The sequence below is a fragment of the Sphingomonas zeicaulis genome (assembly GCF_050433225.1).
Lineage (GTDB): Bacteria > Pseudomonadota > Alphaproteobacteria > Sphingomonadales > Sphingomonadaceae > Sphingomonas_D > Sphingomonas_D zeicaulis.
This window is the reverse complement of sequence record NZ_JBNPXQ010000012.1, coordinates 20,543-35,419: the sequence shown is the minus strand read 5'-3', so window position 1 is coordinate 35,419 and position 14,877 is coordinate 20,543. Positions and strand designations below refer to the sequence as shown.

Below are 14,877 nucleotides of genomic sequence, written 5' to 3'. Positions count from 1 at the left end.
CGTTTGCGATGAAGAAGCTCATGCTGGCCCTCGGGGCCTTTTCGATGGTCGCTCCGGCGACGATGGTACTGCCGACCGACAAGGCGGAAGCGCGTGACGGCCGCCATCGGAACTACAAGTATCGGGAATGGCGCGGCCGCGACGGTCGTCAATATTGCCGCAAGAAGGATGGTACGACCGGCCTGATCGTTGGTGGTGCAGCGGGTGCGCTCGCGGGCCGCGCCATCGACACCCGCGGTGACCGCACCGTCGGTACGCTGGGTGGTGCCGTCGCCGGTGCGCTGCTGGGCCGCGAAATCGACCGGGGTGGCAGCAGCCGTCGCTGCCGCTGATCCCCTCGAACACGGAGATCAAAAAAGGCGCTGCCCTCGCAAGAGGTGCGGCGCCTTTTCATGTCTGCTACCCGCCGGCAACCTACTCAGCGGCGATCAGCTTGACCTCCGGCTCGCCATCGACCGATTGCCGCGTCAGCCGGCCATCGACCACGGCACCACCGTCGATGCTGACCCTCGCATAGCTGAGGTCGCCGGTGATCCGAGCGCTCTTCTCGATCGTCAGCGCCTGCGCATCGATCGTACCGTCTACCCGACCCGCCACCCGCGCTTCCTGCGCCATGACGTTGCCGGCCACGCGACCGTTCGGCCCCTGGGTGAACTGGGCGCAGCGAATATCGCCCTTTACCTCGCCATCGACATGCAGCGCACCCTCGGCGGCGATGTCGCCGTTGATTACTACATCGGCGCCGATGATGGACAGTGCGTGTGCGGACTTCGAGCGGCCGTTGCCGCCCGCCTTCGCCGATTTGAACATGCCACCCCCTGTTCGGTCGCGGCACAAGGCCGCGCCTACAGCATAGGTCGGGTCGGAAGGCGATCAAGCGGGGTGGTCAGCGTTCCTGCCGGATTTCGGGCATCTCGGCGCCGAACGATTCGATATCGTCATCCTCCTGCTCGCCAGCGATGTCCGGTATCAAATCGGCGTGGAGCAGCCCATCGGTCGGCGCGTCCTGCGTAGCCATCAGGATCTGAGCGCGCTGGCTTTCGTCATAGCCTTCACCGTCAGGGCGCTGCGTGTTGCGCGCCTGGGTCATCATCGTCTCCTCTCTTGTTCTACGGGGAGGCTAAACCCGAATCGCCGAAACGCGAAGCCCCATCGGCCGTTCGTGCCGCAGGGCGGGCAAGGCGATCCGGGGCGCGCCGCGGGCGAACGGCCGGCTCTTCTATTCGCCGCGCCCCGCGCGTAAATATCGGTGATGCTCGACACACAAATTTCCGCCGTCGCCCCCCTGTCGCTTGCGGACGAGGCGACCGACCCGCACGCCTTCGCCGCCGCGCTGGGCGGCTCGTTCGAACGCTTCGGTTTTGCGGTCGTTGCCGATCATGGCATTGATCCAGCGTTGATCGACCGTGCCTGGGCGCTGACCAAGACCTTCTTCGATCAGCCCGAGGAAGTGAAGCGTGCCTTCCATGTGCCCGGCAAGGGCGGGGCGCGCGGCTATACGCCGTTCGGCATCGAGATCGCCAAGGGCGCGACCGAGAATGACCTCAAGGAGTTCTGGCATGTCGGCCGCGAACTCCCCGCCGGTCACCGCTATCGCGAAACCATGCCCGACAATCTCTGGCCGGAGACGCCGGAGGGGTTCAAGGCAACCTTCCTCGAACTCTACAATGAATTCGACCGCGTCGGCCTGCGCCTGCTCTCGGCCATCGCGCGCCACCTCGGCCTCGATGCGCACTGGTTCGATACCGCTGTGGAGAATGGCAACAGCGTGATGCGCCTGCTCCACTACCCGCCGGTCTCGCCTGAGGCGCCCGGCGTCCGCGCCGGTGCGCATGAGGATATCAACCTCATCACCCTGCTGCTCGGCGCCGAAGAAGCCGGCCTCGAACTGCTCGACCGCGACGGCCGCTGGCTGCCGATCAAGCCGCCCGAGGGCGCCATGGTCGTCAATGTCGGCGATATGCTGCAGCGGCTGACCAACCATGTGCTGCCCTCCACCACGCACCGCGTCGTCAACCCGCCGCCCGAGCGGCGCGGCAAGGCGCGCTATTCGATGCCGTTCTTCCTGCATCTGGCGCCCGATTTCCTGATCGAGACGCTGGAGGGGTGCGTAAGCGCGGAAAATCCGGATCGCTATCCGCAGCCGATCACGGCGGACCAGTATCTGCACCAGCGGCTGCGCGAGATCGGTCTGCTGAAATAAAGCCTGTCCCCCTCCCGCCTGCGGGAGGGGTTAGGGGAGGGCAGGTGGTCCGCCACACGGATATTTGACAGGCCCTCTCCCGACTCCTCCCGCAAAGCGGAAGGGGAGGTTACGCCGCCAACCGCGCCCAGGCCCCGCGCAGGTCCGCCACGAAGCGCTCATGCTCGCCCTCCGCATCTTCGCGCACGCGCAGCAAGAAGCTGGGATGCACCGTCACCCAGGCTTCGCCGCCTTCCGCCAGGGGGATCGGCCGGCCGCGCAGCGAGGCGATCGTGCCTGCCTTGGCTCCCAGCACCGATCGCACCGCGGTCGCGCCCAGCAGCACCGTCATGCGGGGGGCCACCAGTGTGCGTTCCTGGTCTATCCACCAGCGGCAGGCGTCGATCTCGCCGGCGCGCGGGCTCTGGTGGATGCGGCGCTTTCCGCGGCGCTCGAACTTGAAATGCTTGACCGCGTTGCTGAGGTAGAGGCTCGCACGGTCGATCCCCGCTTCCCCAAGCGCCTGATCGAGCCGCTGGCCAGCGGGGCCGACGAAGGCGCGGCCGGCAAGATCCTCCTGATCGCCCGGTTGCTCGCCGATCAGCATCATCGCGGCATCCAACGGGCCTTCGCCGAACACGGTCTGCGTCGCATCCTTGAACAAGGGACAGCGGGTGCAACCGAGCGCTTCCTCGCGCAGTGCCGCCCAACTCTTCGCGCTGTTGCCGCCCAGCGCGGTTCGTGCCGTCGCAATCATGCCGCTCTCCCTGGCTCGCGCCCCGGCGATCAACTCGGAAACCAACGCGGTTTCGGGCATGTTGTGCCAATAGCGGCGCGGCATCTCCTTCAGCATCATCCCCACCTTGAGGCGCGCGGGATTGAAGATGGAGGCGTAATAGGTTTTCCAGACCTCCTCGATCGGGTCGCCGCCGGGCGCATCGGCCCGGGTGCCGCCAGGCCCCTCGGTCGCTGTCTCGCCATCCCAGTGGATTGAAAGGTCGGGTGTCAGGATCGACCAGCGCATCGCTGCGAACCGCCTGACAAAGAAACCGGCGTTTGCGCGCACGATATGATGTTCGGGCTCGAACCAGGCGACGAAACGTTCGCCGCCATCGGCATCGGCCACTTCGCGGAAGCGCAGGAAGGCGCGCATCTTGTGAATGTCGCGACGGACCTGCTTGGCCATTACCTCCAGCCGCCGGACCACCGGATCGGCATGATCCTCGATCCCCGGCCCGCCATCGCGAATGCGCAGCAGCACGGCGTAGAGCAGCGTGAAGCGCGCAGGGTCGCGGTGGAGGACGACGCTTTCGGCAAGGTTCACGAAGCTGCGCGGTACCGCAAAGGGGGCGCCCGGCGGCGGCAATGGCTGCGCCTCGGCGAAGAGATCGGTGGGCGTCTCGTCGGTCTGCCACTGAACCGCACCCGTCGGCACCCGCGCGCCGGCCAGCGCCCGCGCCGCGCCGCGCCAGCCTTCGAAATCGTCGGGTGAGGAAAGATCGACCCGGAACATCGGATCAGGCCGCAAACAATTCCATCTGCTCGGCGCGTGGGGCGAGGCGCTGGCGCAGGTCGGCCCGGTCGGTCAGCCTGACCGGCCGCCAGTCGTCGGCGGCGACGAACGGTCGGATCTTGTTGATTGACACAGTCAGCCGGCCGACATCCGCCAGGCTCAACCGCCGCCAGCGCCGCGCGGTAAGGATCGCATCCACCGCCTTGGTGCCGAGCCCCGGCACGCGCAGCAGCGCCTCCCGCGGCGCGCGATTGACGTCGACCGGGAAACTCTCGCGAAACTTGAGCGCCCAGGCGAGCTTGGGATCGATGTCGAGCGGCAGCATGCCATCATCGCCGGTCGCCGACACCACCTCGTCGGGGGTGAAGCCATAGAAGCGCATCAGCCAGTCGGACTGGTAGAGGCGATGCTCGCGCATCAACGGCGGGCGCTTGAGCGGCAGGATGGTGCTGGCATCCGGGATCGGGCTGAACGCTGAATAATAGACGCGGCGCAGATCATGCGTCTGGTAGAGGCTGCTCGCCCGGCGGACGATATCGCCGTCATGCGCGGCATCCGCACCGACGATCATCTGCGTCGATTGGCCCGCGGGCGCGAAGCGCGGCGCCGATTTGTAGCGGCGGGATGCATCGCCGGCGTCGGTGATCGCGCGCTTCATTCCCGCCATCGCGCCATCGATACGCGCGGCGGATTTCTCCGGGGCCAGGCGCTTGAGCCCGCCGGTGGTGGGCAGCTCGACATTGATCGAGATGCGGTCGGCGTGAAGGCCCGCTTGATGGATCAGTTCGGGATCCGCATCGGGAATCGTCTTGAGATGGATATAGCCGCGGAAATCATGATCTTCGCGCAGCGACCGCGCGACCTCGACGATCTGCTCCATTGTATAGTTGGAGGATCGGATGATGCCGGAAGAGAGGAACAAACCCTCGATATAATTGCGGCGGTAGAAGGAGAGCGTCAGATCGACGACCTCGCGCGCCGTGAAGCGCGCCCGCCGCACGTTCGAGCTCTTGCGATTGATGCAATAATGGCAATCGAACACGCAGCTGTTGGTCAGCAGGATCTTGAACAGCGAAATGCACCGCCCATCGGGCGCATAAGCATGGCAGATGCCCATGCCTTCGGTGGACCCTATGCCCTTGCCACCCTTGCTGTCGCGCTTGGTTGTGCCGGACGACGCGCAGGACGCGTCATATTTTGCCGCATCGGCAAGGATTTCCAGCTTTTGGGCGATACTCAACTGCGCCATACGTTCAATATATGTTCTTGGGGCGGGCAAGTCCAGCCACGCACCGCATAACCTTGATCAACACCGGTACTTTGCACGGCGCTTGCGCCGGTGATGGCGCTTCTCCACAAGCGCCGGTCATGAACCCGCTCTACGCCAACATGCCGACCACCATCTTCGAGCATATGTCCGCGCTTGCGCGTGAGACCGGTGCGATCAACCTCGGTCAGGGCTTCCCCGACACGAACGGTCCCGAGGATGTGATTGCCCAGGCGGCCCGGGCGCTGAGTGAGGCGAGCAACCAATATCCGCCGATGCCGGGGCTGACCTTGCTGCGGCAGGCGGTGGCGGATCATTATCGCCGGCATCATGCGGTCGATCTCGACTGGCAGCAGGAGGTGATCGTGACTTCGGGCGCGACCGAGGCGCTGGCCGCCGCTATCCTGGCGCTGGTCACCCCGGGTGACGAGGTGGTGCTGATCCAGCCGATGTATGATGCCTATCTGCCGCTGGTGCTGCGCGCCGGCGGCGTGCCGCGCTTCGTGACACTTCAGCCGCCCGAATGGCGGATCAGCCGCGAGGCGCTGGAGGCGGCCTTCACCCCGAAGACAAGGTTGGTGATCCTCAACAATCCGATCAATCCCAGCGCTACCGTGGTGCCGGCGGAGGATCTCGCCCTGCTCGCGGGATTCGTCGTTGCGTCCGACGCGGTGGTGGTGAGCGACGAGGTGTGGGAACATGTGGTGTTCGATGGCCGCGCGCACCAGTCGATCCTCGGCGTGCCGGGCTTGCGCGACCGCGCGGTGAAGATCGGATCGGGCGGCAAGATTTTCGCGATGACCGGCTGGAAGGTCGGTTGGACCTGCGCCGCGCCGGCGATCACCCGCGTGATCGCCAAGGCGCACCAGTTCCTCACCTTTACCACGCCGCCCAATCTGCAAGCGGGTGTCGCCTATGGCCTAGGCAAGGAAAATGGCTATTTCACCGCGATGCGCGCAGATTTTGCACGCTCGCGTGATCGGCTGAGCGATGGCCTGACCGCGGCTGGCTGGTCGGTGCTACCGAGTGCCGGCACCTATTTCCTGTCGGTCGACCTCATCGCCTCCGGCATCCATCTCGACGACGTCACCTTCTGCGAGCGACTGGTGCGCGAGTTTGGCGTCGCCGCGATTCCGATCTCGGCCTTCTATACCGAGGATGCGGTTCGCCACGTCGCGCGCCTGTGTTTCGCCAAGACTGATGCAACGCTGGACGCGGCGATTCCGCGGCTGGCGCTGGCGCGCGAAACGCTCGCGACAGCGGCTTGAGCCCGCAACGCAGCTGACGCGGATCCGTCACAAAAACTCCGCCAATTCGCAACGTGCGGCTCCTACGCCCGACACCGGGTGGGGATGGGGGGCGATGCCAAAAAGCCGGTCATCCTCGTGTGATACAAGGGGATGACCTATGGTGCTTGTTGCCGGTTCGATCGCGTTCGTCGGATTCAGTGCCGACGGCAATGATGACCTCGCCTTTGTCGCGCTGGAGACGATTCCGGCGGGCACCGTGATCTATTTCAACGATCAGGAGTGGCAGGGCACCGCGTTCAATACCGGCGAAGGGCAGGCGGCGTGGACCGCCACCGGAGACATCGCGCCGGGCACTGTCGTCACCATCAACAATTTCGGCGGCACGCCCGTCAGCAATTTGGGCACCGTCACTGGCGGCAGCGGCCTCGGCAGCGATGGCGAGATTGTCTACGCCTATGTCGGCGCGCCCTTCGCGCCGACCGCCTTCCTCGCCGCGATCGCCAATGACGGCTTTACCCAGTCGGGCGGCACGCTGGAGGGCACCGGCCTCGTCGTCGGCGAGACCGCGATCGATCTCAGCAATGGCGGCGCCAATCCGGGCGAGGACATCGCCGTGTTCACCGGCCCGCGCTCGGGCCAGGCGATTTATGCAGACTATGCCGCGGTGATCAACGATGTCGCCAATTGGACGACGCAGGACGGTTCCGGCGACCAGTCGGGTGACGGCACCGCGCCGGATCTGCCGTTCGATCTCGGCGGCTTCATCCTCGGTGCCGAGCCGGCGCAAGCCGTGGGCTTCGCCGCCGCCGCGGTGAGCATCGCCGAGGGCAATGACGGCACCAAGGTGCTGACTTTCACCGTGGTCCGCACCGGCGGCTCCAGCGGCCAGATTGATTTCACCGGCAGTTTCGAGGCGGGCACCACCGATGCGGCCGACTTCGGCGGCACGATGCCGACCGGCTTCAGCGGCAGCATCGCCGCCGGCGCCAATTCGGCGACGGTCACCATCACGATCAGCGGCGATACCCAGATCGAGGCGACCGAAGCCTTCACGCTCACGCTGACCGGCGCGACCAACACGCTGGGCAGCGACGTGACGATTACCCCAGCGGGCGCGGCGGCGACCGGCACGATCCTCAACGATGATTACGGCCTCTCGATCGGCGGCATCAACGTCTACGACGCGGCGGAATCGCTGCAGGGCAGCACCACCACGCCGACCGCGACCGATGACATCGTGCTCGTCCGCCTCGGTTCCATCCAGGGGATGACGCCGGGCGCCGAAAGCACCGCCTTCGTCAACGGCAAGGTCTACGCCACCAACATCAACGGCGATGCGATCAACGTCGCAACCGTCACAGCGCAGGGCACTTTGGTCAACGAAGCCGCGATTTCGCTCGCAGGGCTGCCCGACTACAAGGCCGGCGGCGTCAATGCGGTTGCCGCAAAGAACGGCATCATCGCGGTCGGCTATGAAAGCGTCACTCCCGGCCAGCCCGGCCATGTCGCGCTGTTCAACGCCGCGGACAACAGCCTGATCAAGACGATCACCGTCGGCGTGCTGCCCGACCAGCTCACCTTCACGCCCGACGGCAGCAAGCTGCTTGTCGCCAATGAGGGTGAAGCGGTGACGGTCGCCAACAATCCGGTCGGCGGCATCAGCATCATCGATCTGTCGGGTGGCGCGGCTGCGGCGGCGGTCGCCACCACGATCGGCTTCGGTGCGCTGGACGGTGCCGAGGCGGCGCTGGCCGATCGCGGCCTCACCTTGTTCCCGGGAACGCCGGCCTCGGCCGATGTCGAGCCGGAATATATCACCGTCTCGCCTGACGGCACCCGCGCCTATGTGACCCTGCAGGAGGTCAATGCGGTGGCGGTGATCGACCTGACCGACCCGAATGCGACCGCGCCGATCGCAATCCAGCCGCTCGGCTTCGTCGATCGCAGCCTCGCCGGCAACGCCTTCGACGCCAGCGACCGCGACGGCGGCATCAACATCGAGAATGCCGAAGTACTGAGTGTGCTGCAGCCCGACGCAATCGCCAGCTTCGCGGTCGGTGGCGCGACCTATTTCATCACCGCCAACGAGGGTGACTCGCGCGTCGCGGTGACTGACTCGGTGCGCCTGGGCGACAGCAGCTATGTGCTCGACCCGACCCTCTTCCCGAATGCCGCCGAAATGAAGGCGGATGCGGAACTCGGCCGGCTCAATGTGCTGACCAACGTCGGCGACACCGATGGCGACGGCGATTTCGACGTCATCTACACGCTCGGCGGCCGCGGCATCTCGATCTTCCGCCAGGAAGCCGATGGCAGCATCACCAAGGTGCGGGAAACCGGCGGTGAGTTCGAATCGATCATCGCGCAGAACTATCCCGCGATCTTCAATTCCAACCAGAGCACGGCAGGTTCGTCGGCCGACACCCGCTCGGACGACAAGGGCCCCGAGCCCGAAGGCGTGACGATCGGCAAGATCGGCGATCGCACCTATGCCTTCATCGGGCTGGAGCGCGTCGGCGGCTACATGGTCTATGATGTGACCGATCCGGCCAACGCCTTCTTCGTCACCTACAAGCCGCAGACCGCGCAGGATCTGGGGCCGGAAACGAGCGTGTTCGTGTCGGCGGAAGACAGCCCGACCGGCCAGGCGCTGCTGATCAGCGGACAGGAGATCAGCAACACCGTCACGCTCTATTCGATCCAGACGCAGAGCGAGAATGCGGACACGATCCAGGGCGCCGGCGATGCCGACACCTTCTTCGGCCGTGGCGGCGACGACTCGATCTCGGGTCTCGGCGGCAACGATGTGCTCACTGGCGGTCTGGGCGCCGATCGTCTGGATGGCGGCGATGGCGTCGACACCGCGGGCTATGCGACGGCAACGGCAGCTGTCAGCGCATCGCTCCTCGCCGGCCGCGGCCTCACCGGCGAAGCGCTGGGCGATCGCTTCATCTCGATCGAGAACCTCACCGGTTCGGCGTTCGACGACAGCCTCTATGGCGATAATGGCACCAACACGATCCTCGGCGGCGCCGGCAACGACACGCTCTACGGCTATCTCGGCGACGACCGTCTCGAAGGGGGCGCGGGTGACGATCTCGTCCGCGGCGGCGAGGGGGCAGACACGCTGCTGGGCGGTGATGGTGCCGACAAGCTAGTCGGCGACGAGGGCAATGACGTCATCGATGGCGGCGCGGGCAGCGACGTCGTCTATGGCGGCGCTGGCGACGACAGCATCGACGGTGGCGCCGATGCAGACACGCTGCGGGGCGACGAGGCCAATGACACGCTGACCGGCGGTACGGGCGACGACGTTCTGCTGGGCGGTGACGGCAATGACGTGCTGATCGGCGGGGCTGGCCGCGACTCGATGTATGGCGGCGCCGGTGCCGACCGCTTCGTGTTCAACGCCGCTTCGGAAAGCGTGCTGGCGGCGCGCGACATCCTGCGCGACTTCAGCCAGACGGATGGCGACCTGATCGATCTTAGCGCGATCGACTCGGGCGCCGCGAGCGGCGCCTTCACCTTGGTCGGCGCCTTCACGGGCACCGCCGGCGAACTGACCGCGACTGCGGTCGGCGCCTTCCAGCAGGTGCAGGGCGATGTGAATGGAGACGGTGTTGCCGACTTCACCATCCTGGTGGCGGCGGGCGGTTCCAGCCTGACCAGCGCCGACTTCGCTCTGTAAGGGAGAGCGGGGCCATCGCTCGATGGCCCCGCCTCACCGGCTCCGGGCTCAGCGCTCGGAGAGGTAGTAGCGTTCGATCTCGGCGAGATCGTCGTCGAGCTTGTAGACGATCGGCTGGCCGGTCGGGATTTCGAGCCCGGTGATCTCGTCGTCCGAGATGCCCGACAGATGCTTGACCAGCGCGCGCAGCGAGTTGCCGTGCGCGGAAATCAGCACGCGCTCGCCCGCCTTGAGGGCCGGAGCGATCCGCTCTTCCCAATAGGGCAGCACGCGCGCGATCGTGTCCTTCAGGCTTTCGGTTTTCGGCACCGCAATCCCGGCATAGCGGCGGTCGGCGGCGAGATCGAACGCGCTGCCGGGCTCCATCGGCGGCGGCGGCACGTCGAAGCTGCGGCGCCAGATCTTGACCTGATCGTCGCCATGCTTGGCGGCGGTCTCCGCCTTGTTGAGCCCGGTCAGGCCGCCATAATGGCGCTCGTTCAGCCGCCAGTCCTTCTCAACCGGCAGCCACAGGCGCCCCAATTCCTCGAGCGCGAGGTTCAGCGTCTTGATCGCGCGGCTCTGCAGCGAGGTGAAGCACTGGTCGAAATCCAGCCCCTTCTCCTTCATCAACTGGCCCGCGGCGCGCGCTTCCTCGACGCCCTTTTCGGTCACGTCGACGTCCCACCATCCGGTGAAGCGGTTCTCGAGATTCCAGGTGGATTGGCCATGACGGATGAGGACGAGCGTCGGCATGCTGCACTCCGGCGATTGATGTCGCCGCGTGTCTTAATCAGGCGCGGGCCCGCCGTCACCCCACATTGCGGGACGTGCCGGGGGCGTGCAAAGGGGGCCCCGACCAAGCCATCGGGAGTCGCGAAATGACCATAGAGCGCAGGACGATCGTGCACGAAGGGCCGGGGGGCGCATTCGAAAGCGTCTTCGCCGCCGACACCGCGGATGGCGCGCCGCGCCCGGGCGTACTGATCCTGCCCAATGTGCTTGGCCAGAAGGAAGCGGACAATCTGGTGGCCGAAAAGCTCGCCGCGGTCGGCTATGCCGCGCTGGCGGCGGACGTGTTCGGGCAGGGCAACCGCACGACCCGCCAGTCGCCCGATCCGGCGGTGTTCATGAACCAGCTCAACGCCGATCGCGGGCTGCTGCGCGATCGGCTCCATGCCGCGCTCGCGGTGCTGGCGGCACAGCCGGAGGTCGACGCGGCGCGGACCGCGGCGTTCGGTTTCTGCTTCGGCGGCAAATGCGCGCTCGATCTCGCCCGGTCCGGTGCGCCGGTACTCGGCGTCGTCAGCTTCCACGGCGTCTACGACCGGCCGACCTACGACAGCGTCACGCCGATCAGGCCGAAGGTGCTGGTCTGCCATGGCTGGGAGGATCCGATCGCTCCGCCCGACGCGACCATCGGCCTCGCGACCGAACTGACCGAGGGCGGCGCCGACTGGCAGATCCACGCCTATGGCCGCACCGCGCACGCCTTCACCGACAAGGATGCCAACGCCCGCGATCGTGGCGTCTATTATCAGCCCGACGCCGATCGCCGCAGCTGGAAGGCGGCGACGGACTTTCTGGTCGAACTGTTCGCATAGAGCAGTTTATCCTCCCCGAGCAGAGCTCGGGGAGGACAAAGTTACGCGAAGCCTGCGTTTCTCAGCGCTTCCACCAACCCCGCATCCTCGCCCGTCTGCAAACCCAGCAGCGCCTCATACGGATTCCCTTCGATCCCCAGCGCGCGCGCAAAGGCCGGCTCGGTCTTCAGCCCCTGCCGCCGGAGCGACATCACCGCCTCGCGCAACCGCGTGCCACCGAGCGCGAGCAGGCGCCGCTCGACAAGGAAGTGCCGCCAGCCCGCCTGATCCACCACCGGCTCGGCGGCGGCGAAGATCTCGAACGGCCAGCCATGGGCAGTGAAGCCAGCGATCACCGGTCGACCGCCGCCCAGCCATTGGTGCATGCGGAAACTCTGCCGGTTGCCAAGCGCATTCCAGATCAGCGCCGCGAACGCTTCGGCATCGGGCGCGTGGCACAGCAGGTCGATGTCGCTACCGGGCAGGTCGAGCCCCAACGGCGGCGTGCCCGCGACCTGTGGGTCAAACGGCGCCAGCAGGTCGAGCAGCCCGCTCGCCACCAGCGCTGCGTCATAGGGCAGCCGGTCAGCCGAGATCGTCGATCATCTCCGCCAGCACCTTGAGGCAGTCGCGCGCGAGCGCCTTGCTGCGCTCGGGTGACCAGCCGAAGACGGCATCGGGGCTATCGTCATGATCCTTGAACGGCATCTCCAAGGTCATCGACACCGCACCGAAGCGCTCGGCAAGCTGGTTGGTCGACATTGCGAGATTCGCCTTGCCGGCCGGCGCAACGCCATAGCCCTTGGCGGTCTGGAACAGGGGCGATTGCTCGGCCAGCGTATCGCGGTAGCGATAGAACAGCGCGCCCTGCGCATCCGTCCAGGAAGGGATGCCCTCGAACCCGGCGAGGAAATTGGCGGGGATCGCCTCGTCGCCATGCACGTCCATCGCGAAGTCGACACCGCTCGCATCCATCGCGCGCAGCACGTGCAGCACTTCCGGGCTGCGCTCCTCGCTCGGCTCATGCCATTCGCGGTTGAGGTTCACGCCCGCGGCGTTGGTGCGCAGATGCCCGCGCCGGCTGCCGTCCGGGTTCATGTTGGGCACAATGTGGAGCGTCGCCTTGCTGCGCAGCGTCTGTGCCACCGGATCGGCGGGATCGGTCAGCAGATCCAGCGCGCCTTCCATCCACCATTCGGCCATCGTCTCGCCGGGATGCTGGCGCGCATAGAGCCACACCTGCTTCGGCCCTTCGCCCATCTCGATCACGTCGAGCGGCTGGCCGTCGAGCGTCTTGCCGAGCTCGCGCTGCGAAACGCCGGGAAGCCCGCCGATCCGCGCGACCAGGTCATGATGGCGCTCCATCGAATAGGGCGCGAAGTAAGCGACCCAGAGGGCGTCGCGGGTGGGCGTCACCTGGATCGTCAGCACGCCGTCGGCATAATCGGTCGGCGCCATCGTCCAGCTTTCGCGATCCTCGCTTACGCGAGCGCGATAGCCGGGCCAGCCCATCGGATAGGCGGATCCCGCACAGTTGGTGATGCGCAGCGTCAGTGCGCGCCCCGCAGCCCCCGCCACGCGGAAGTGGAACCACTGGTAGAAGTCCGAGCGGTGATCGTGGACGATCTCGAGATCGGCGGAGTCCTCGCCGACCGCGATCACCCGGATGTTGCCGCCGTCGAAGGCGGCCGTGATGCTGAGGGGGGTGGTGCTGAGGGTCATTTGACGCTGATAGTGCGCCCCGACTCTCCCGGAAAGTCCTTGAACAGCGCCGCCGACAGACGATCGGCAGCCAGCCCCGGCTGTGCGGCGGGTGCGTTCTCGCGCGCCTCGGTCTGCGCGCGGCCTTCCCATACCACTTCGCCCGAGCCGCGCTGCTTGATCTGAACGCTGAGCTGCGTGGTGACGACATCGCCGCTCTTGCCGCCGCCGATACCGAACCCGACGCCCAGCCCGAGACCGACGCCACCACCGCCGGTCCCGCCGCCGACGCCGATGCTGATTGGAGAACGCCGGCCGGCACCGGCAGGGCGGATCCCCCGCGTATAGCCGACGACGGCGACGAAATCGGAACGGTCCTGCCCGATCCGATACCCGATGCGCGACAATTCGCGCTCCACCCCGGCGATATAGGCGCGATATTCGAGGCTGCCCGAATCGGTGCCGGGCTGCGGCTCCACCGTCACCGAGCCACGCACGACCGGTGCGCCGAGATGGAAGCGGGTTACCTCTACCGGCGCGATCGGCGTCGCGCAGCCGGCCGCGCCGAGCAGCAGCAATAGGGCGGCGAACCGCGGCGGACGTGACAGCATTGGGCGACTCCTCTGGTCAGGGCCCCGCCTTGTCGCAGACTGCTGGCCGGCGGGCAATTTCCGTTGCGCAACGGGCCTGTCCACCATGTTTCGAACGCGGTGTGCCGACCTCAGCCGAGCAAGGCCCCGGCGGCGGCCTCAAGCCGATCCCGCCATGCGATCCGGTCCCGCCAGGCAACAGGGATCGCGGCATGGCCGTGGAGCGCGCCGGCAAGCTGGCCGGTGATCGCGGCCACCGTGTCGGCATCGTCGCCGAGATTGGCGGCGCGCAGAACGGCTTCTTCGAAGCTTCTGCTGTTCGCGACGCTCCACACCGCCGCTTCCAGGCTGTGCACGACATAGCCGGATGAGCGGATGTCATCCCGCCCCTTGCGGCGCCAGCAGCCGCGAAAGATCGCGCCGACCTCCGGCGTTGTGTCGAGGTCGCCGGCGCGGGCGAGCGCGTCTTCGAAGCCGGCACCTTGGAACAGCGCGTGCAGCACGACCGCAAAGCCCTCGCACGCATCGAGGCAGGCAATGGTGCCATGCGTCGTCGCGCTCTGGTTCCGCGCGGCCTTCCGCATCGCGGCTTCGCCGGCACCGATGCCCCAGATCGCAACGGGGGCGAGTCGCATCAGCGAGCCGTTGCCGGCGGCGGCCCAATCGGTCGCGCCGGCATAGGGGTTGCCGTCGCGCACGAAGCGCTGCAGCGCCTGGACGGTCGTCACGCCGATGTCGAAACAGGTGCCGGTGACGCTGTAGTCGCCGTCGCGCCACCAGCCGACGAACCGCGTCATCAGGTCGGCCGCATCGAAGCCGCCGCAATGCGCGAGGCTTTCGGCCAGCGCCAGAGCCATGGACGTATCGTCGGTCCACTGGCCCGGTGCGAGATCGAACGGGCCGCCGCCCACCATGTCGGTCAGCGGCGGCGCGCTGTCGCGAGGCCTGAATTCCAGCGTCGTGCCGATGGCATCGCCGACCGCAAGGCCGATCAGGGCACCGGTCGCGCGGTCGGCAAGGGGGGCGTCAGTCGTCATTGCGGTCTCCGATGGCACGGGTCCGGCTCTATTGAAGGGCCGATTGTCGCGGAGCAAGCGGGGGTGGCGGCGCGATGTCCAGTCCAA

The 14,877-nt window shown here is 66.8% G+C and carries 14 protein-coding genes; 5 read left to right on the top strand and 9 right to left on the bottom strand.

What is annotated here, in order from left to right; all coding sequences use genetic code 11:
- Positions 1-8 precede the first annotated feature (8 nt).
- Complete coding sequence (locus FHS96_RS26570; protein ID WP_025295334.1) at positions 9-332, top strand: glycine zipper 2TM domain-containing protein; 324 nt, start codon at positions 9-11, stop codon at positions 330-332.
- Positions 333-414: 82 nt separating this feature from the next.
- Here the strand turns inward: FHS96_RS26570 and FHS96_RS26565 are convergent, their stop codons facing one another.
- Positions 415-810 carry a bactofilin family protein gene (locus FHS96_RS26565; protein ID WP_429599046.1) on the bottom strand — a complete coding sequence of 132 codons (396 nt, stop codon included), beginning with the start codon at positions 808-810 and terminating at the stop codon, positions 415-417.
- Between the two features lie 76 nt (positions 811-886).
- On the bottom strand, positions 887-1,090 hold the full coding sequence (locus FHS96_RS26560) for a hypothetical protein (protein WP_429599043.1): 204 nt from the start codon (positions 1,088-1,090) through the stop codon (positions 887-889).
- A 162-nt stretch (positions 1,091-1,252) separates the two neighbouring features.
- Here FHS96_RS26560 and FHS96_RS26555 point away from each other — a divergent pair, with 162 nt between their 5' ends.
- Entirely contained in the window at positions 1,253-2,203 is a 951-nt protein-coding gene (locus tag FHS96_RS26555; RefSeq protein ID WP_429599040.1) for an isopenicillin N synthase family dioxygenase, read from the top strand.
- A gap of 109 nt (positions 2,204-2,312) precedes the next feature.
- Here FHS96_RS26555 and FHS96_RS26550 read toward each other — a convergent pair whose 3' ends face one another.
- Together FHS96_RS26550 and FHS96_RS26545 are read right to left on the bottom strand one after the other, a co-directional pair.
- The gene (locus tag FHS96_RS26550; RefSeq protein ID WP_429599037.1) at positions 2,313-3,695 is read right to left on the bottom strand and encodes a UdgX family uracil-DNA binding protein; all 1,383 of its coding nucleotides are present in this window, start codon (positions 3,693-3,695) and stop codon (positions 2,313-2,315) included.
- A 4-nt stretch (positions 3,696-3,699) separates the two neighbouring features.
- Positions 3,700-4,944, bottom strand: coding sequence for a putative DNA modification/repair radical SAM protein (locus tag FHS96_RS26545; protein WP_429599034.1), 1,245 nt, complete (start codon positions 4,942-4,944; stop codon positions 3,700-3,702).
- A 119-nt stretch (positions 4,945-5,063) separates the two neighbouring features.
- On the opposite strand from FHS96_RS26545, the gene FHS96_RS26540 reads away from it, so the two are divergent.
- Together FHS96_RS26540 and FHS96_RS26535 are read left to right on the top strand one after the other, a co-directional pair.
- Positions 5,064-6,230 carry an aminotransferase gene (locus FHS96_RS26540; protein ID WP_429599031.1) on the top strand — a complete coding sequence of 389 codons (1,167 nt, stop codon included), beginning with the start codon at positions 5,064-5,066 and terminating at the stop codon, positions 6,228-6,230.
- 139 nt (positions 6,231-6,369) lie between these two features.
- Positions 6,370-9,900: a choice-of-anchor I family protein gene (locus tag FHS96_RS26535; protein WP_429599028.1), complete on the top strand. Its 3,531-nt coding sequence runs from the start codon at positions 6,370-6,372 to the stop codon at positions 9,898-9,900.
- A gap of 48 nt (positions 9,901-9,948) precedes the next feature.
- Here FHS96_RS26535 and gpmA read toward each other — a convergent pair whose 3' ends face one another.
- Positions 9,949-10,635, bottom strand: coding sequence for a 2,3-diphosphoglycerate-dependent phosphoglycerate mutase (gene gpmA / locus FHS96_RS26530; RefSeq protein ID WP_429599025.1), 687 nt, complete (start codon positions 10,633-10,635; stop codon positions 9,949-9,951).
- 125 nt (positions 10,636-10,760) lie between these two features.
- Here gpmA and FHS96_RS26525 point away from each other — a divergent pair, with 125 nt between their 5' ends.
- Positions 10,761-11,483 (top strand): dienelactone hydrolase family protein, encoded by a 723-nt coding sequence (locus tag FHS96_RS26525; RefSeq protein ID WP_429599022.1) that lies wholly within the window; start codon positions 10,761-10,763, stop codon positions 11,481-11,483.
- Between the two features lie 41 nt (positions 11,484-11,524).
- Here FHS96_RS26525 and FHS96_RS26520 read toward each other — a convergent pair whose 3' ends face one another.
- The 4 genes from FHS96_RS26520 to FHS96_RS26505 form a co-directional block, all read right to left on the bottom strand.
- Positions 11,525-12,022: a DUF4269 domain-containing protein gene (locus FHS96_RS26520; RefSeq protein ID WP_429599019.1), complete on the bottom strand. Its 498-nt coding sequence runs from the start codon at positions 12,020-12,022 to the stop codon at positions 11,525-11,527.
- A gap of 25 nt (positions 12,023-12,047) precedes the next feature.
- A complete protein-coding gene (locus FHS96_RS26515) occupies positions 12,048-13,184 on the bottom strand; it encodes a M14 family metallopeptidase (protein ID WP_429599016.1) in 1,137 nt (378 codons plus the stop codon).
- Complete coding sequence (locus FHS96_RS26510; protein WP_429599013.1) at positions 13,181-13,774, bottom strand: DUF4136 domain-containing protein; 594 nt, start codon at positions 13,772-13,774, stop codon at positions 13,181-13,183. Before FHS96_RS26510 ends, FHS96_RS26515 begins: the two co-directional genes overlap by 4 nt.
- Positions 13,775-13,884: 110 nt before the next feature.
- Positions 13,885-14,790 (bottom strand): ADP-ribosylglycohydrolase family protein, encoded by a 906-nt coding sequence (locus FHS96_RS26505; protein ID WP_429599011.1) that lies wholly within the window; start codon positions 14,788-14,790, stop codon positions 13,885-13,887.
- Positions 14,791-14,877 lie beyond the last annotated feature (87 nt).